A 19,217-nucleotide genomic window follows, 5' to 3' on the forward strand; every position below is an offset into this window, starting at 1 on the left:
CAGCACTTGGGAGCCACCTTGGGATGTAATCATGTCAGCGCCGAACCCAAAGGTGTGTCTGTTGGGAATTACCATAATTCTCAGTAAAATACCTAATTGATCACAAATGTGCAATTTTAATTGAGTAAGCTTAACCAGACAAGGTTTTCGGCATTTATTAATCTGTGCTGATCGCCATAAAAGTCCCGGTTGCCGTTTGGTCAGATAATTGGCCTCAATGTATGGTATTACATCACAAATACTATGATGTCTTAGAATAACCTTGCTGAGTTGAAAAAACTCTTAGAAACTCTATTTAGCTCCCCTTTGAGCTATGTTAGTCCGATAGTTAATAGCTATAGGAGATAGAGAATATTTCTGCCTACTAGGTAATGGGAATGAATCAGCAGCTAGGCAAGCGTTTTGTAAAGTTAATCTTTGAACTGAAACAATCGCTTAGTCGAGGACACAGAGAATTGATTACTGCGGCCAGCGTTGCAGTCTGCGTCCTACTTTTGCGCTCCATCGGATTATTGCAATCTTTGGAGTTAGCAGCTTTGGATCAATTTTTTCACTTACGTCCAAATGAACCGCCAGAAGAACGTATTACGATTGTAGTGATTGATGAGGCCTATTTAGACGAAGTACGTATGTGGCCGATTCCAGATGAAAAGATTGCCCTGTTGTTGCAAAAATTAAATGTCCACAAACCCCGTGCTATTGGCTTAGATATCTACAGAAATTTGCCAGTGGAGCCTGGTAACCAGGAACTGCGTAATGCTTATAAGTCAATGCCGAACTTAGTTGGAATTGAATTACTGGCAAATGATAAAAATAAAAACATTGGAGTTTTACCTCCACCGGGGCTGAGTCGCGACCAAGTGGGTTTTAACAACGTACTGTATGACCCTGATGGTAAAATACGTCGCAGCTTGTTATATTGGCATATCAATAATCAAGTACACGAAAGTTTTGCCCTGAAGCTGGCTTTATTATATTTAGAGTCAGAAGATATTACTCCTAGCAAAGCAAAAAGTAATCCTGAGTATTTGCAATTGGGTAAGGCAGCATTTACTCGTTTTGAGGGTAATGATGGTGCTTATATGGGAGCTAATGCTAGAGGCTACCAAATTTTGACCAATTTTCCCAAACCCAAATGTCAAAGATCATCTGGAGAGTTTTGTAGTTTTCGCCAGGTATCGATGAGAGATGTACTGGCAGATAAAGTCCAAGAAAACTTAATCAAAGATCGGATTATACTTATTGGCTCCACAGCACCCAGTCTCCAGGATTTTGTATTCATTCCTTACTCCAGCAGCCTAATGGGTACGGCAAAGCCTGTACCTGGTATTCAACTGCAAGCTTATTTTATTAGTGAGTTAATCTCTGCTGCTGTTGATGGAAGACCATTACTCAAAGTCTGGACTGACTGGGTGGAATACTTGTGGATTTTTGTCTGGTCTTATCTGGGAGCCGTGACGACATGGCGGATGCAAAATGCAACTAGTAGCCTGCTTAGTATCCTAGTTTCTTGCTTTGTATTTACCCTAAGTGCATACGTTGCTTTCTTGCATGGTTGGTGGATACCACTCATTCCCTCACTGTTTTGCTTTGGTAGTTCAGCTATTTGGATGATCGGTCATATTGCCCACATGCAGGAAGAGTGGAAACGTTCTAAGGAATTTTTGCATCACGTCATCAACACGATTCCTGATCCAATTTTTGTGAAAAATGAACAACACCAGTGGATTGTTTTAAATGAGGCATATTGTCGATTTATCGGTTATCCGAAAAAGTTATTAATTGAAAAGTCAGACTATGACTTTTTCTCTAAACACGAAGCTGATGTGTTTCGACAACAGGATGATCTGGTTTTTCGGACTCAGCAACCCCAGGAACATGAAGAAGAATTTACAAATGCAGATGGACAGACTCATCAAATTGCCACTAAGCGATCGCTCCACAAAGACTCAGCTGGCAATTTCTTTTTAGTTGGGGTTATCCGAGATATTACTCAGCGCAAGCTGATGGAGGAGCAGCTGAAGCGTACTGCTGCTGAACTATTTCGTTCTAACAGTGAACTAAAACTCAAAGAAGACCACTTACGTTATTTAGCGTATCACGACCCCCTGACTGGTTTATCCAATCGCAAATTTTTTGCTGAACAACTTTACGAGTCATTACACTGGGCGCAACACAACAACTTATTGCTGGGACTGCTGTTTATTGATCTAGATGGCTTTAAGCAAGTCAATGATACTCTGGGGCACGAGACGGGCGATCGCTTGCTAATGACTATCGCTGGAAGACTCAGCAACTCTTTACGTTCTAGTGATACGGTTTCTCGTTTGGGTGGCGATGAATTTACTGTGATTTTACGGGCAATTCCTAATGTTCAAATAGCTGCTAAAGTCGCTGAGAAAATTTTAAGCAGTATTACCAAGCCAATTGTCTTGGACGGCTATACAATCCGAGTCTCTGCCAGTATTGGCATTAGTGTTTACCCGTACAACAGTCAAGACAGTGAAACTTTGATGAAACAGGCAGATGCAGCAATGTACCGTGCCAAGCGTCTGGGTAAAAATCGCTACGAGTTTGCTTAATTAGTCAAGAGTCAAGTCTCCAATTTATTTTCAATTTAGTTATAATTTTTACCTTCCAATTAGGAATGTGTATTAGAGATACGTCCAAAGCACTATCTTGAAAAAGTATGGGATATATGGTTGTTTAGGCAAGATATAGACCCAGTAAGGCTTTTTTGCCTGAAGACTAAACCCAAGAACATCGATGAGAAAGGAATTAGTCATCAGAGGTAATCAAAAAATAAATCTTTAGTGTAATATTTTTTACATAATTAAATATTACTTGTACTGCTTCGGTTTATAGCGGCATTTCATAATTTCATGGGTTGCAAAATCCTTACAATATAAGTATTACGTTATTTTATCTTTACAGTTCTTTACTCTAAGAAAATCATAACTATACAATAAAATAAGTATTATTTAATATTTATCTAAACCATTCATTTAGCAAACATAGTGTTTATACTTAAGGAAATTAAGATATTATTAATAAATAGTGAATTGAGCAAAATGCTCACAGTCATTCATCAACATATCTAACTTTAGACTGATGTAAAAACAGCTTATTAAGAATACTACTTAAGTATAAAGACTATTTAATACCAGCTAATTAAGGTTAATCTATAAGCAAATACCATAATTACTTGTACACCAACAGCAATAATTTAATAAAGTTAAAATATTTTTTTCAAAAACATCAGTAAATATACGAAAAACATAAAAGCACGTTTGAAATGAAAAACTAGTAAATTTACTGACAGCTATGAAAACTAACTTCCGAATCACAAAGTTTATAATTTTCTGTATAAGTGCTTACATACTAATACCGAAAATTGCCGCTTGCACAGGTATATTCAGTACTGCAAGTGCTAATACTTTTGGCGCTACTAGTAACAAGACTTTAATCGCCCGCAAAGTCAATTCTCAAAATTCAAAAGACACGTATATTCCACCAAATTATGGTGGCCCCGACAGTCAGCATGGTAGCGGCACTCGCTGAGGGCAATTTCGGATTTTGGATTTTGGTGAACCAGTGTGATGAGGCAACTATTGTCTTGAGCATCATATCCTTTAGTTGGAGCTACCCCATCGCCCTTGGCATCAGAGTGGCTCAGGTTTCTGTCGATAGTGTTTATATAGTCTTCTTATACTAATTCAATTAATGATTGGAACACATCCTTGGGTAAAGACGCGATGAATCGCGTCTCTACAAATGGTCTATTTGTGGCATTCTTTTTTCAAACTGGTATTACTTTTGGAAATTTAGCGATTTGTATAGCGTTTGAACGAGCATAAGCGTATATTGTCTTAAAGCTATCTACGCGCAGCAGCGACCACAATAGAAGAGATTACAAGCCTTTATTAGAAACCACATTCCGCGAACTTAAATCAAGACAATAGTGGAGATTTCCACCAATGATGTGTTTGTACAAGTGTGTGAACTTGCCAATTTGGGTCTGGTTGCGGATAATCTGAACGGTAGTGCCCGCCTCGGCTTTCGGTTCTAAAAGCAGCACTTTTGAGAATTAAATCAGCTACATCTAATAAATTGCGGGTTTCTGCCCAAAGTCCCAATTGCCGCTCAACATCTGGTAGGTCAAAACTAGCTGGTTCTGCTGGATGTAAAGCAAGCAAGAATTGACTTAAAGGCAAAGTAGCAAAATCTTGCTGCCAAGATTCAATAGTAGCGATCGCACTTTCCAACTTTGATTGTTCCCGACAAATACCAGCACTTTCCCACACTAGACGTGGTAACTTCTCTCTGAGTGCTTCTAGCTGTGCTCGCTGGATCTGCCACTCGCTGGCATCAGGACTAAATTTCCGTAATGGTAGCACTGGTGTTTCTGCCGCCAGCTCAATATTTTCCAACTCAATTTGGCCCATCTGTGCCCCAAATACAATACATTCCAACAGAGAATTACTAGCAAGGCGATTTGCCCCATGCACCCCCGTACTAGCGGTTTCACCCACTGCGTACAAACCAGGGATATTTGTGCGATTCATCAGATCCGCGACAATTCCACCCATCCAGTAATGGGCCGCTGGCGCTACTGGAATTGGTTCATGGAAGACATCAACGCCCCAATGCTGACAAACTTTGATGATGTTGGGAAAGCGGTGACGAATCTTGTCGGCGGGGATCGGGCGCATATCCAACCATACATGGGCAGTCGCCAAATCAAGGGCGGTGCGTTGTAAATGGCTAAAAATTGCTCTACTGACCACATCTCTAGGTGCGAGTTCACCCGCAGGGTGGTAGTCAAAGGCAAAACGCCGCCCTTCATTATCGATGAGATGTGCCCCTTCGCCGCGTACCGCTTCACTAATTAGGAAACGATCAGCACCAGGTTTAGTGAGGGCAGTGGGATGAAATTGGACAAATTCTAAATCGCGGAGGATAGCCCCAGCCCGATATGCGATCGCTACCCCATCACCTGTACTCACAGCCGGGTTAGTAGTTTGGGCAAATACCTGACCGCCACCACCAGTTGCCAGTACCACAGCACCAGCTCTTACCCATGTGATTTTACCTTGATAAAACAGGCTAATTCCCTGACAGTGACCAGTTTCAGGTTCAATCCACAAACTCAAAGCCAAAGCTTGCTGAATGACTTGAATATTCTGGCGACGTAATACTTGGGTGGTGAGGGTGGTGGTAACTTCCCTCCCTGTGGTGTCCGCAGCGTGGAGTACACGGCGGCGAGAATGGGCGGCTTCTAAAGTTAAAGCCAAGGCTTGACCTTGACGGTCAAAAGCTACCCCCAAGTTAACTAGGGATTGAATACAGCTAGGGGCATGTTGGGCGAGAAATTCTACAGCGGTGCGATCGCATAAACCCGCACCCGCCTGGATCGTATCTTCAATGTGCAGCGTCGGAGAATCTTCTGGGGCTACCGCTGCGGCAATGCCACCTTGTGCCCAATCACTGGCGGACAAAGCAACAGTTTCTTTGGTAATCAAGCCGACTCGCAAGGATTCTGGTAGACACAGCGCTGTATATAGTCCGGCGGCACCAGCACCGACTACTAAGACATCAAATTGGCTAGGAATATCTATCTGAGACAAGGTAATGGGGTAGGGGGAAGTGAGTATTTAGAAGTTAGGAGTTAGGAGTTTTGAATTTTTAACTCATAACTCCTAACTCCTATCATGTCCCACTCCCTAGAATCAGAAGTGGGCTGCTATTTGCTACATTAACTGCATATACAGTTATCTGTAGATACCGTTGTTAAAGCGATCGTCTCCCTCATTGAAGGCAGGCTCTAGTTCTGTCACGGTGAAATTATCGAGGTTAGCTTGCAGGGTTTGTTTTTGGCGATCGCTCAATCCTGGAAGATCCAATACATCCTCTACATTTTTGTAGGGAGCATTTATGATGATTTTCTTAGCCAGGGTGGGATAAAGTCCTGGAAACTGTTGAAAAGCTCGGACGTTGGTATTATTCAAATCAATTTTTTTACCAAATTCCGTTCCTAGCTTCTTATCTGCCCGATTCTGCCGCTCAATTGCCAGAACTGGGACTTGTGGAAAAGCAAAACTGTTGAAACTAGCAGCTTGGGCTATCTGAGTTGTTCCCAACCATCCCCAGCAACCAAGTAACAAACTAAACACTGTTAATAAACGCGCCAATCCTTTCACGATTTTCTACCTCTTTCCATCAAACAGCAATAAAAGTTTTAAGCTAACAGTGGTCATTAGTCATTAGTCATTAGTCGTTAGTCATTAGTCATACTCTGCGGGAAGTCGCTAATGCGTCTATGTGAGAGCGCTAAGAACAAAGGATAAAGGACAAAGGACAAAAGCTGATAGCTTAATTAACACAGCAGTCATCAGAAACTAATATACAGCGTATTAATATCCACAATATTTACCGTTACTGGGTTTGACTGTAATTTTGCCAAAAATTTTCATCGAGGAAGAGTGCCCGCATAGCTGCAATAGTCTTCTATCCATGATCCTGGTAGCATTCCCCGCTAGACGAAATCTTTTCGGGGTGGCTGATTCTACCTGCCAAGCAGACACAAAACCGTCAGATATCTAATACCGAAAACCCTAGTAAGAAGGCTTGATGGTGATGAACTGTTATGTAATATTTCTTAACCAATTAATTATCTACAGCCTCATTCTTGATGTGCCGTAGTAGTCCGTCAAAATGAATTTGACAGACTAGTTGGGCTGGAAAAAGTTTCGGTAAGAGAAGGCTAGACGATGATTACAACCTCCAGCCTTCTTCACGCTGCGATCGCAGCTAACAAAAATAGGCTGTCTACCAAAATTGTGCTTAAAACTGCGCCACCAAAGGCATACCAGTGTCTTTGATTTCGACCTAAAGCTAAAATCCCGACTGTTAGTAGCACTAAGGCAAGAATTATTGCCCAACTTTGTCCCCAGGGTGTTTGTACTTGCATGAGGGCATTTTGTAAGATTTGCGGTGCGCCATCTGCATCTACTCTCATAATTTGCCGCCAATAGGGCATCAAATCTACTAGATAAAAATATACATCTGTTAAAGCTGTACCGAGTAAAGAACCTAAATAAAACCAGCTACCCACCTTGCCCCAATTCTTCATTAGACACCAGCAAGCAAACGGTAAACCTATAGATTCCACTGGCAGATGCCATAAAGGTTCCCAACGTAACCAGCCCCAGTAAATCGCTCCTGCTAACCAACTCCCGCTAAATCCTAAGAGTAAATCTCCCCAGACGTAGGTTGCAGGACGTGACATTAAGCTAAAACTTAGCCACACCCAAAATGCTGTAAGCGCTAAACTCAGATTTGGTAGCGATCGCACTATTGGCGCTTCTATAAATACTGGCACTGATACTAAAAACACTGCCGCCGCAAACACTAGCCAAGTTTGTCGCTCAGAAATAGATAAGGGGAGAGAAGGAGACAAGGAAAGTGTAGATTCCAATTGCCTGATGCCATTCTGCCCAGTGTCAGCTAAATTCAACTCGGTATCAATAGAAGGGGTAGAAGCGGTGTAGGAGGACAGTGTATTATTAATCAATGTTTTTAATATTTGTTACTAAACTTTATCTTATTTAAGATATCACACTTTAAAATCCCCCCCTGGGGCATTGTAATTATACTGAAATTTCGGGGAACGCTGGCGTAAACGAAACAAAACGTCCTGCGCCAGACGAATCCATTAAATTTGCACTATATACATAACTCCTCTTCAGGAGTGCTGTTAGCGATAGTGGGGCTTTGAGCCAGTGCTGAATGCTAGTTAAAAAGTGAACTGGTATCAGTCCGCTAAATATTAAAGTTTGATGAATTACCAAAATTGCGTTGACTTATTGAGGTGGGTGTAAGAACATAGTCAGCGTCTTCGATGATGTTATTGATTCAGTCAAATTGAATTTTCTACAAGATTAGGTGCAAGAGAGAGTATATAAAAGAACATCATCTAAACAATTATGTCTATAACAGAAAAAAGGTATTAATTGCATATGGAGTTTATCCAAGCTTTTATTTTGGGTATTGTTCAAGGTATTACAGAGTTTTTGCCCATCAGCAGCACTGCACATCTTCTGATTGTGACAAAGGTATTTGGTTGGAAAGAACTAGGTTCTAAAGATTTTGTTGATGCAATTCAATTTGGCAGTGTTATAGCAATTGTTTGGTATTTTTGGTCACTGATTTCTAGTATTGTCAAAGGTGGAATCAAAGCATTAAAAGAGAAAGACTGGCAACGTGAGGAATGGAAAATTCTTGTTGGTATTGCAGTAGGAACAATACCTGCTTTAATTACCGGCTTTATTTTAAAAGATATTCTACCGGAGAGTGCATTAATAATTGCCATTATGTCAATTATTATGGCGATTTTTCTAGGGTTAGCAGAAAAAATTGGCACTCGCAAGCGAGGTTTCGATTCATTGCAGATTCGGGATGGTATTTTAGTTGGATTGGGACAAACACTTGCTTTGATTCCGGGTGTTTCTCGTTCTGGTTCAACTTTGACAACTGCCTTATTTTTAGGATTAGAACGCGATACAGCGGCGAAATTTTCATTTTTGTTAGGGTTTCCAACGCTTACCATTGCTACCCTGTATAAAAGCCTAAAAATATTCAATTTATTTCAAGCCCAACAGTTACCAGATAACATTGTTGGACTGTTAATTGTAGGGATTATTTCAACCTTTATTTTTTCCTACCTATCAATTGCATTTTTGATCAAATACTTACAAACCAAAAACACGTTGATTTTTGTTTGGTATAGATTAGCATTCGGTAGCGCTATTTTAGCTGCGATCGCAGCAGGTTGGAAAGGATAATAGTTATTAGTCATTTGTCATTTGTCATTTGTCATTTGTCATTTGTCCAAACTAAATGACCAATGCCCCATGCCCCTCAAGAGTGCTGAGTGGGGAATCTCACTTTTTTACTCAGAACTCGGAACTCGGAACTGTTTTGCCCAATGTCCTATGCCCCATGAATACAATTAATCCTGCCCGAATTACCAAGGTTCTTCCAGACTCAATAGCCGCAGAGATTGGCTTTGAAGCCGGGGATGCGATCGTTGCTATCAATGGTACACGTCCCCGCGATTTAATTGATTATCAGTTTTTGTGTGCAGATGAAATCTTGGAACTAGAAGTTTTAGACGCTGCTGGTAAAACTCATAGTCTGGAAATCGAAAAAGATTACGACCAAGACTTAGGGCTAGAATTTGAAACAGCCCTATTTGATGGCTTAATTCAATGCAATAACCGCTGTCCATTTTGCTTTATCGACCAACAACCACCAGGTAAGCGCACCAGCTTATACTTTAAAGACGACGATTACCGCCTAAGCTTTTTGTACGGCTCTTATCTCACCCTCACCAATTTGCCAGAAAGAGAATGGCAGCGGATTGAACAAATGCGCTTGTCTCCGTTGTATGTTTCTGTTCATGCCACTGAACCTGAAGTTAGAATTAGACTGCTGAAAAATCAGCGTGCGGGACAAATCTTAGAGCAACTCAAGTGGTTTAAAAAAAGGCGGCTACAAATCCATGCTCAAGTAGTTGTTTGTCCTGGTATTAATGATGGTAAACATCTGGAGCAAACTCTCAAAGATTTAGCGTCCTTTCATACTGGTGAAGTGCCTGCGGTGGCATCAGTAGCAGTTGTGCCAGTCGGGTTGACACGGTTCCGTCCCCAAGCAGACGAACTCACACCCGTAACTAGAGAAAAAGCCAAAGAAGTGATTTCTCAAGTCAAAATACTCACGCAGCAATTTCGCCAAAAATTTGGTTCCAGCATTGCTTGGTTAGCCGATGAATGGTTTTTAATTGCAGGTGAGGAATTGCCAAGCGAATCTGAGTATGAAGAATATCCCCAAATTGATAATGGTGTTGGTTCTATTCAATTGTTTATTAAACAATTTGCAGCCGCCGCAACAGAATTACTACCGCCAAAAGTTTATCCTCAGAGAAAATTAACTTGGGTAGTAGGTAACGCAGTAGAAAACGCATTTAAACCTATCTTGAAACGTTTAAATTCTGTTGAAGGTTTAGAAGTAAATATGCGTGCTTTATGCAGTGATTATTGGGGACAAAATATCACTGTTACAGGTTTACTAACCGGTCATGATTTGCTGTTGAACTTACAAGGGCAAGATTTGGGAGAAGGAATTTTACTGCCAAATGTAATGCTCAAACATGGTGAATTGGTATTTTTAGATGATATGAGTATTGAAGAATTAGCCCGCAAATTAGATACAAAAATCTTACCAGTAGCAGGAGTTGAAGATTTAATCAATACCTGTATTCTTTAAACTGGATTTTGTTAACTCTTTAGTCTAGACAATTTAACTACGTTCTGCAAGAGCTTCTTGCTTAGTGCTTTGGAGAACGCATTTTTAACCTAGTTTTTTGATCCCTTATGGTGTAGACTGAAAACCAGCAGGTAAATTTTAGCGATAGCGTGCAGGCAATTAGGCTAATCAGCTAACTAAGGCTAGCTAACTGGGCATTGCTGCTGGTATGTACAGCGGTTTAGGGTTAGCAACATAAAAATAGCTCTGGTAAAAAGCTGATCAAAAACAAGGTAAATTTAAATCCTTACCATTTTTAGCCACCTGCCCCAATAGAATTGAGGGCAATCCACAAACTGCACGTGTTTGTGTGGTCAATTTTTAGATAGATAGCTTCTAAGGTTAGTCATATTTAGGGAATAGCCTAGATACGAAGTTTCATCGATTCACCGACCAAATTAACTTTACCTAGTCCAAGTCTTTGGGCTAAAAATTTTTGGCATCCATACATTTGGATGCAACATACAAAGTTTACAAATCTCAGTTTGTAAGCTTCTTGCTCACTATTGCGTTCAATTAAATCTCATGACTGATTTTAACTTTATCCGAAATATCTGCATCATAGCAGTAGCATATCTATCCAGCATCTACTTTTGGATAGCTTTATCTCAGAATTCAAATGATTAGAATAACTGCTAAAAGATTCACTCCAAAGAAAATTTTAGTAGTTTGGACTACCTAAATGATAAGTTTGTCTTTAAGACATGGATGAACATATCATTTTGTCACCTAATCTGTCAAGGAATAGGGCGTATATCTCAGAAAAAGGCAGCTAGACAAGACTCATACTAGGAGTTCAGCCAGATAGCAAGGGAGCATCCCAATTTTGGAAAAACACGAATAAATCTCCACCATCAATATTTTTTGTCTGGTGCAGAGGAGTCCAGTTCTGTACTCCTACTCTTAAAGCTTGCATAGAATCTCTGTCAGAAAAAGATGAGTTTTCAACTTCAAGAGTCAGTGCATTATTTTTGTTACCAAGCTTGTAAGCTGTTACGCATGAAAGATTGCATATTTAATCGTGTAGCTTGTTTACTGTTGATTTTCAACGGTCGGCGGTCAAGAATTCTGATGATTGATCGTGTTTTCTGAATGTGTTTGAACTTAGCAACTGGTGACAGAGTGTCGTAGAGAGATTGAAAGTAGATTTACCAATTTGGGATGCTTTTGATAGCAACTTGTACATTAATTTCCGAAATGGATATTTTTTCGTCAGAAATTTTCACAAATAGAGAAATACAAATTGGCTTACTAGGGCTGATAGCCGGACTTTTTATTTTCATAGTTGGTCGTTTCATGATTTCATTGACAAATTTACTCTGGAAACGTTTGGGTTTTCTCCAAATTACTGATATTTACCAAAAGTTAATTAAGCCAAATGAAGACTTATTAATTGTGGTAGCTGTAATTGGTATTTTTGAGGTTGTTACATCCTTTTTACCTAGAAATCAGTGGACGAACTCATTAGAAATTATTGTGAGTTTAACTCTGGCGATCGCAGTCAGTTGGTTAGCCTCTAAATTATTTCAAAAGTTCTTTGATTTCTATTTATTAAATGCTGCTTTCAAGACTGGACAAAAAATCAGCAGTGAGCTACTCATTCTCTTCAAATGGGTTGCGAATCTCATCATTATCTTTTTAGCGATTCTTACCTATGCTCAAACACATCAAATTAATCTTTTAGGCTTGTTAGCTAGTTTAGGAATCGGTGGTTTAGCAGTAGCCTTTGCTGCTCAAAAAACCCTAGAACAAGTTTTGGGTGGCATTGTTCTTTATCTTGATCGCCCTTTCGTGATTGATGATTATATTGGTCTTCCCGATGGGACTTTTGGACGAGTTGAATCTATAGGATTAAGATCCACCCGAATTAGAACATCCGGTAAGGGAACTGTGATGATCGTTCCCAACAGTTCCCTGACTCAAGTAAATATTGAAAATTTTACTGGTGCAAAGAAAGTCATGTCTATTCTGTATTTGACCTTCTACCGAACGCTCAGTAGTGAAGATCGAGCCTTAATTCGCCAAGTTATTCTAGACAGTACAAATGGTATTTTTGGGATTGATTCGCGGAATACAGAAGTGACTTTTAAGAGCATCAATAATTCCATAGACCTAGACAAAACTCAAGCACAAGTTACTTTCTTTATCTTAGGCTCTGGAGATGTCTCGATGGAATTACGTCGTCAATTGTTAAATATGGCAACTGAAAGCATGACTCAGTACTTAAAAGAATATGGTATTGCTTTTGATATAGAAGAACCAACAATCTATGTGGACTCGCCCATTACAATTTAGAGATAATGACGAATATTTCACGGATTATTCTAGAATTTCTTCAACGTGATAGCACAATATCAGCCCTATCTAGGCTCGGAGTCTTTCTAGTTTTTATTTTGCTGTCTTTACTGATAGGACGATATACTCCTACATTCTTACGAATTATTATTCGACGTTTTGCACCGCAGCAAGTAGCCAGTATTTATAACAATTTAATTGACCCAATTAGAAACTTATTTAGAATCACCGGTAGTTTAATTCTCATTTCATTATCTTTAGTGTGGATTGTGGAATATGAATCTATCTACAGATTTATTTCTCCCCTCGTGGATTTAGCTGTTATTGTCAGTATTGCTTGGCTATGTTCTCGTTTATTCCGACAGTTTATTCGAGTATATGGAATTGAAATATTACGTAAATTTGGCCGAGAAGTAGATGAATTACTTTTAGTATTTGAAACTTTTGCAAATGTAATTATCGGATTTATTGCTGTTCTGGCATTTGCTCAAAGTCAACAATTTAATTTAGTTGGATTATTAACTGGATTAGGAATTGGTGGATTAGCTGTAGCTTTTGCGGCTCAAAAAACCCTAGAGCAGTTGTTGGGAACAATTGTGTTGTATTTAGATCGCCCCTTTGTCCCTGGAGAATATATTCGTTTACAGAAATCTCAACAAATTCCTGAAGGTTTATTTGGGCGAGTTGAGTCAATTGGCATCCGTTCAACCAAAATTCGTGCTGCTGCTAAAAGTACGTTGTTTATTATTCCCAATTCAATATTGGCAAACTTAGAAATTGAAAATATTACACGAGGCAAGAAAGTTATGGTGCTGCTCTACCTCGATTTTTTAGACTTGCTGCAAGACCCAGAACAAGCTCTGGTTCAACAGGTAATTGTCGAAAGTACTAATTCGCTATTTGGTATCGATCCAGGCAGCACCAGTATTACTTTTTTAACCCACAACAATGCAGAAAAACAGATAACTAGAACAAGAGTGACATTTTTTATTTTGGGTTCCAGTGAGAACTCTTTGCAATTACGCAAACGCTTGTTGGAATTAGCAAATGAAAAAATTTCTAAAAAGCTAGTTACTAATGGAATTAAATTTACGCTGCAAGAGCCAACAATTTATGTAGAATCGCCTGTGACAATTTGAGTATCAATCTTGGCATTTTTTATTGGTTTTGATAGGCTAGATTGATGAAAGTAACTCACTAAGTACTTCTATAGGAATCCTATTTGATTTGGGAAAAGGCAGACCAATAGTAGGTTTACGGAATTCAGGCTATAGTATCAGTAAACTTACCAGGAATCAAGCCAGAGTCCTAGATTATGTACTAATGAATTCTGACTAATAACTCAATTAATTAATAATAAAATGAGGAGTGACTGGTGAGGCATCAAGAAAACCAAAAAGATATAAGTTTAAAAATTAAAGAATCTAGAAGATTATTTATTTTAAGTTGTGAAATTGTAATTTTAAATTTTTTGAGTATTTTGCCAGTAACGGCAGCAATCGAAGAACCCGTATTAAGCGTAGTGTATGGCCAAGAAAATGCAAATCAATGGACAGGGATCAGCGATCGCTTAGAGGCAATAGGGGTGAAATATTGTGTAATTCCCCTAAATGATGTCAAGAGTATGGCAGATTGGGGCGATCGCCGGGTATTGTTTTTGCCAAACGTTGAGACATTAACACCAACCCAAGCGATCGCTCTAGAAGAATGGATGAGTAAGGGAGGACGCCTAATTGCCAGTGGCCCCGTAGGTAGTCTGTCATCGCCAGGAGTACGACAGTTATTGCGATCGCTCTTGGGAGGTTATTGGGGATTCAGCCTCAGTGAAACAGAACAGATTAAACCCACAAAAACCAAGATCCCAGAATGGGCAAATCAAACTGAACTCTTTGGCAAAGTGCGCGGCGGTGTTGTGATTCCTAACGATATGGGCACTCAATCTCCCGCTGTTTGGAATTCCAAAGATAATCCGGCCGCAGTCGTGACAACTGAGCGTTCCACCTTTTTGGGCTGGCGTTGGGGAACAGATACAGCTTCAGCCGCCGAGTTAGATAATGCCTGGTTAAAAGCTGCTGTCAATCACTATCTGACAGCGCCAGCACCATCAAATCGCATGAAAAAAATAGCAGGAGGTTCCCAAAACTGCTCTACAACGGTAGCGACTGCACCGAGAGAGCAGGGGGGCAGAGGGGCAGGGGGGCAGAGGAGCAATTTATCTCCCTCATCCCCTCCTCCTAAAACTGCCACCGCTCCCATCCCTAGAACGATTCCAATGGTCAAAACCCCAACTTCTCAGGAGGCTATTGATCAATTGGAAGAAGCGGTGCGTCTGGATGTAGCACCCAACTCTAATGAGCCGATTGACAACAACCAAGCGATCGCTCTCCAGCAAGAGCTAGAAAATCTCATTGGTAGGGTGGAAAGTGCCCATTTAGCAGTGTTAGCCGATGCGGCCAATGTTGGCGAAACGATATCTGAGGAAAAGCAGTCTTCAAGTGTCAAAGAGCAGGCGTTGCAATTAGCCTCAACCCAACTGCGATCGCTAGGCACGAGTAAAGAGCAAGCCTTGGCACAAGCACGGCTAATTGCCAAAAACTTACCCCAATTGATTGCTCAAAAAAACTACGCTCTAGCTCGTCAGCAGTGGCTAGTCGCTAAAACGAGCTTGTGGCAGCAGTTTCCTGTTGATCGGAAACTAGCTCAACCAGAAATTCGCGCAGTTTGGTTAGATCGGGGCACAATTGTTCGTGCTGGTAGCAAGGCGGGACTGGCACAGATTTTTGATCGCCTCGCCCAAGCTGGGATTAATACCGTCTTCTTTGAAACTGTTAACGCTGGCTATACCATTTATCCGAGCAAAGTCGCAAAAGAGCAAAACCCATTAATTCGTGGGTGGGACCCATTGGAAGAGGGGGTGAAATTAGCCCATGAGCGAGACATGGAATTACACGCTTGGGTTTGGACTTTTGCTGCTGGGAACCAACGTCACAATGAAATTCTCAACATTAATCCTAATTATCCAGGGCCAGTACTGGCGGCTCATCCCGATTGGGCAAACTACGATAACCTTGGCAACATGATTCCCGTTGGTCAGAGCAAGCCATTTTTCGATCCAGCCAACCCCGAAGTGCGGCAATACTTGCTCAAACTGTATGAGGAAATTGTCACTAAATATAAAGTGGATGGTCTACAGCTAGACTACATTCGCTATCCTTTCCAAGACCCATCAGCAGGTCGAATCTATGGCTATGGCAAAGCTGCAAGAGCGCAATTTCAGCAACTTACTGGTGTAGATCCAGTGAATATTTCCCCTAGCCAAGCAGACTTGTGGCAAAAGTGGACGAAATTTCGCACCGAGCAAGTTGATAGTTTTGTCGCCCAAGCATCACAACAGTTAAGGCAAAAGCAACCGAATTTGATTTTGTCAGTTGCAGTATTTCCTTTGCAGGAAGCAGAACGGATTCAGAAAATTCAACAAAACTGGGAAACTTGGGCAAGGCGTGGGGATGTAGATTTAATTGTTCCCATGACTTATGCTCTGGATACTTCTCGCTTCCAACGACTGGCCCAACCCTGGATTGCATCTAAACAATTGGGAGCTACCTTGTTAGTGCCGGGAATTCGCTTACTTTCTTTGCCAACAATCGGGGCATTCGATCAACTCCAATTGGTAAGGGATTTGCCAGTTAGTGGTTATGCACTTTTTGCCGCAGAGAATTTTAACAACGATCTACAAAAAGTTTTTAGTAGTACCCAAGGTAGGGTTCAATCCACAAAAAGTGAACCGATTCCTCACCGCCAACCTTTTCAAACTGCTTCCATCCGTTACACCGCGCTGCAACGAGAATGGAAATTTATTTTCCAAAATGACCAAGTACAAAGGCCGGCTCAGAAAATATCAGATTTTAACAACCAGGCAGAAGTTTTACGCAGTGCTTTAAATCAGCTTGCCGCTTCCCCTTCTCCTAGTAAGTTATTAGTAGCTAGAGCCTCTCTAACTCGCTTCCAGTCTCAATTTCGGGTATTGATGAGCCAAGAACTTAAGTCGAATTCCTATCAAGTCAAAGCTTGGGAAAATCGGCTTGTAACGATAGAAAGGCTATTACGTTACGGCGAACGGCGGGTACAGTTTCGTCCTTAGTAGAAGAGACCTGCTGTGTACACACAAGTCTGAAATAGCTGATTAACCAAGGTTTTACCCCACCCTAACCCTCCCCGTATGTATTGGCTACGATGTACACACAAGTCCTAAAAACCTAGCTTGATAAGCATTTCCTCGTTCCCAGTCTCCGACTGGGAATGCATTCATTGAGTCTCTGACTCAATATCTGACTAGAGGCAGCAGCCCCTAATCAGGCATTCCTATTGCTCTGCATAGGAGCGAGATAAACGAGAGAACAATGAGAAATTGATATTTTTTCTACTAGTGTGTACACCGTAGCCAAGGCATCGGGGGAACGGCGATAGCCAGGGGGTGAATTATATGCAGCTTCACAAAAAAATGTATAAATTCCCCTGCTTACCCTGATTCTCTTTCCCCCTGCCTGCTTCACCTCTTAGTGTTTCTATTTTTCAAAGTAGGGAGAAGTTAAATCTGTGCCCGCCATTTCTGAAAGGCTATCTCGTAATCCTCTGATTTACTCTGATAAACACTCCAGCAATGAAAAAATAGTCCTAAACCCCATCCTAATGCTGGGAAAATAGCCCAAAAATAACTAGGACTAGTAATTAAATTCAAAAGAATGAGGAATAAATTCACTGCTAAGAAGGAAACAAAGTGTGTCCAAAAGGCTCTGCGTCGGAAAGTATTAAATGTATGTCGTGAACGTTCCTCTTCTTGTTGAGCCAACCACTTTTGTTCAGTCGTTTCCAAAATATCAGAAGAAATACCTAACTCAGATGCCATTTCTAAAAGCTGTTCTCGTGAAAATTCACCTTCCTGTTTACGAGTGAGTGCTTTTTGAAGGATTTGTTCTACATCTTCTGAATCGTAAGTCATTTTAATTACCTTATAAGTTTGTGTGTAAATGCGCCTTTGATTTCACGAAATTATCGAGCGGCTTCGTTTAATTCAGTTAGCGAATGCATCCACATTTTGCACCCAATACTTAGTGATATTCACAACCTGATTATTTTCTCACAATTGATTTAGGGCTACTGTATTTGTCAATACCTCTATAATTGCTTTGATGAGAGCGATCGCTATTACACCATTAAGCCAAACATTTGCATTATGGGGCACAGGAGCCTGGTAGACCGATTTCAGCTAAAGATCCAACTACATGTTGCTGCCTCAATCGAGTAAATATCCCTGAAATCACTCTTTTGAATTTCCGAAAATATTAAATTTAATGGAAGATTTAAGATATCAAGAGGGGTGTACGCTACCTAGTAGTCTGTCAAGTTTTATTTGATAGGTTCATAGTTTGCGCTAAAGCGCAAACTACGGACAATCCGCGACAGACCAATAGATGGGAATGCGTCAATAGAGGACTCAATCAATGGGATATGTAATTGCTACTGCAAATATGAAAGGTGGCGTTGGTAAAACCACTCTCACCGTCAATTTAGCTACTTGTTTAGCTAAAAATCATGGCAAACGGGTGCTTGTCCTTGATTTAGACAGCCAAATTAGCGCCACACTCAGCTTGATGTCGCCTTTAGATTTTGCCAAGCGTCGTAAACAAAGCAAGACATTTAGGTATCTGATAGACCAAGTTATCAATCCAGATCCACAAGCAAAACTCACAATTCAAGATATCGTTCAATCCCAGGTTTGTAATCTTCCAGGACTAGATTTATTACCGGGAGATATCGATTTGTATGATGAATTTGTTGTTTCAGAAATGCTCCATAAACAAGCAACTGCTTTGGGTGAACAGGACTTTGAAACGATTTGGAATCGGTTTGAAAGGGTCTTGATTAACAACATCTTAAAACCAGTCCGTCAAGAATATGATTTTATTCTTCTCGATTGTGCACCGGGCTATAATCTATTGACTCGTAGCGCTTTAGCTGCTAGCGATTTCTACATACTTCCTGCTAAACCAGAACCATTATCTGTAGTAGGTATTCAACTGCTAGAAAGACGGATTGCCCAATTAAAAGACAGTCACGGACATGAAACCAAGATAGATATAAAAATGTTGGGAATTGTATTTAGTATGTCCAGCGCTAATCTTCTCACTGGCAGATACTATAAACAAGTTATGCACCGTGTTGTTGAAGATTTTGGTGTAGAAAAAATTTGTAAAGTACAAATTCCAGTTGATGTCAATGTTGCTAAGGCTGTTGATAGTTTTATGCCCGCCGTTTTAAATGCTCCCCAATCAGCAGGTTCAAAAGCTTTCTTTCAGTTAACTCAGGAGTTGTTGCAAAAACTATAGCCCTACTTAATCATTCATGAACAACACGATTTCCGACTTATTAAATAGGTCGGAAATCTGAACCTTTCGATTTTAATCAAGGTATGAATAAAGAGAATTTATACTGGCTTCGTGAAAAGCAAGCTACATGGGAAAAATCTCAAATCTCAAATTCTTTATTCAAGAAAAAAA

The 19,217-nt window shown here is 40.4% G+C and carries 12 protein-coding genes; 8 read left to right on the forward strand and 4 right to left on the reverse strand.

Features of this window, described 5'->3' with window-relative positions; all coding sequences use genetic code 11:
* Positions 1 to 377 precede the first annotated feature (377 nt).
* Both ABF638_RS09065 and ABF638_RS09070 read left to right on the forward strand, forming a co-directional pair.
* On the forward strand, positions 378 to 2,582 hold the full coding sequence (locus ABF638_RS09065) for a CHASE2 domain-containing protein (RefSeq protein WP_435022125.1): 2,205 nt from the start codon (positions 378 to 380) through the stop codon (positions 2,580 to 2,582).
* Positions 2,583 to 3,324: 742 nt separating this feature from the next.
* On the forward strand, positions 3,325 to 3,561 hold the full coding sequence (locus ABF638_RS09070) for a hypothetical protein (RefSeq protein WP_435022127.1): 237 nt from the start codon (positions 3,325 to 3,327) through the stop codon (positions 3,559 to 3,561).
* A 389-nt stretch (positions 3,562 to 3,950) separates the two neighbouring features.
* On the opposite strand, the gene nadB is transcribed toward ABF638_RS09070, so the two are convergent.
* The 3 genes from nadB to ABF638_RS09085 form a co-directional block, all read right to left on the reverse strand.
* Positions 3,951 to 5,627, reverse strand: coding sequence for an L-aspartate oxidase (gene nadB / locus ABF638_RS09075; RefSeq protein ID WP_435022129.1), 1,677 nt, complete (start codon positions 5,625 to 5,627; stop codon positions 3,951 to 3,953).
* 144 nt (positions 5,628 to 5,771) lie between these two features.
* Positions 5,772 to 6,200 (reverse strand): photosystem II complex extrinsic protein PsbU, encoded by a 429-nt coding sequence (psbU, locus tag ABF638_RS09080; RefSeq protein WP_069069002.1) that lies wholly within the window; start codon positions 6,198 to 6,200, stop codon positions 5,772 to 5,774.
* A 593-nt stretch (positions 6,201 to 6,793) separates the two neighbouring features.
* Positions 6,794 to 7,573, reverse strand: coding sequence for a DUF3120 domain-containing protein (locus ABF638_RS09085; RefSeq protein ID WP_181928456.1), 780 nt, complete (start codon positions 7,571 to 7,573; stop codon positions 6,794 to 6,796).
* A gap of 445 nt (positions 7,574 to 8,018) precedes the next feature.
* On the opposite strand from ABF638_RS09085, the gene ABF638_RS09090 reads away from it, so the two are divergent.
* From ABF638_RS09090 to ABF638_RS09110, 5 genes are all read left to right on the forward strand, one after another.
* On the forward strand, positions 8,019 to 8,843 hold the full coding sequence (locus ABF638_RS09090; protein WP_435022132.1) for an undecaprenyl-diphosphate phosphatase: 825 nt from the start codon (positions 8,019 to 8,021) through the stop codon (positions 8,841 to 8,843).
* Between the two features lie 157 nt (positions 8,844 to 9,000).
* Positions 9,001 to 10,326, forward strand: a complete 1,326-nt coding sequence (locus ABF638_RS09095) for a TIGR03279 family radical SAM protein (protein WP_435022134.1) — start codon at positions 9,001 to 9,003, stop codon at positions 10,324 to 10,326.
* Positions 10,327 to 11,562: 1,236 nt separating this feature from the next.
* Positions 11,563 to 12,660 (forward strand): mechanosensitive ion channel family protein, encoded by a 1,098-nt coding sequence (locus tag ABF638_RS09100; protein WP_435022136.1) that lies wholly within the window; start codon positions 11,563 to 11,565, stop codon positions 12,658 to 12,660.
* A gap of 5 nt (positions 12,661 to 12,665) precedes the next feature.
* A complete protein-coding gene (locus ABF638_RS09105) occupies positions 12,666 to 13,799 on the forward strand; it encodes a mechanosensitive ion channel family protein (protein ID WP_435022138.1) in 1,134 nt (377 codons plus the stop codon).
* 233 nt (positions 13,800 to 14,032) lie between these two features.
* A complete protein-coding gene (locus ABF638_RS09110) occupies positions 14,033 to 16,801 on the forward strand; it encodes a family 10 glycosylhydrolase (RefSeq protein ID WP_435022168.1) in 2,769 nt (922 codons plus the stop codon).
* 447 nt (positions 16,802 to 17,248) lie between these two features.
* On the opposite strand, the gene ABF638_RS09115 is transcribed toward ABF638_RS09110, so the two are convergent.
* On the reverse strand, positions 17,249 to 17,659 hold the full coding sequence (locus tag ABF638_RS09115) for a 2TM domain-containing protein (RefSeq protein WP_435022140.1): 411 nt from the start codon (positions 17,657 to 17,659) through the stop codon (positions 17,249 to 17,251).
* A 502-nt stretch (positions 17,660 to 18,161) separates the two neighbouring features.
* Here ABF638_RS09115 and ABF638_RS09120 point away from each other — a divergent pair.
* Positions 18,162 to 19,046, forward strand: a complete 885-nt coding sequence (locus ABF638_RS09120) for a ParA family protein (RefSeq protein WP_069073597.1) — start codon at positions 18,162 to 18,164, stop codon at positions 19,044 to 19,046.
* The last annotated feature ends 171 nt before the right edge of the window (positions 19,047 to 19,217 follow it).

The sequence above is a fragment of the Nostoc sp. CALU 1950 genome, assembly GCF_051172895.1.
GTDB classification, from domain to species: Bacteria; Cyanobacteriota; Cyanobacteriia; order Cyanobacteriales; family Nostocaceae; genus Nostoc; species Nostoc edaphicum_A.

Bases quoted from the DNA above. Each gene is read 5' to 3' on its own strand.
- ABF638_RS09120 (WP_069073597.1), top strand. From the start codon at position 18,162: ATGGGATATGTAATTGCTACTGCAAATATGAAAGGTGGCGTTGGTAAA.
- ABF638_RS09070 (WP_435022127.1), top strand. From the start codon at position 3,325: ATGAAAACTAACTTCCGAATCACAAAGTTTATAATTTTCTGTATAAGT.
- ABF638_RS09105 (WP_435022138.1), top strand. From the start codon at position 12,666: ATGACGAATATTTCACGGATTATTCTAGAATTTCTTCAACGTGATAGC.
- ABF638_RS09065 (WP_435022125.1), top strand. From the start codon at position 378: ATGAATCAGCAGCTAGGCAAGCGTTTTGTAAAGTTAATCTTTGAACTG.
- ABF638_RS09095 (WP_435022134.1), top strand. From the start codon at position 9,001: ATGAATACAATTAATCCTGCCCGAATTACCAAGGTTCTTCCAGACTCA.
- ABF638_RS09100 (WP_435022136.1), top strand. From the start codon at position 11,563: ATGGATATTTTTTCGTCAGAAATTTTCACAAATAGAGAAATACAAATT.
- ABF638_RS09090 (WP_435022132.1), top strand. From the start codon at position 8,019: ATGGAGTTTATCCAAGCTTTTATTTTGGGTATTGTTCAAGGTATTACA.
- ABF638_RS09115 (WP_435022140.1), bottom strand. From the start codon at position 17,659: ATGACTTACGATTCAGAAGATGTAGAACAAATCCTTCAAAAAGCACTC.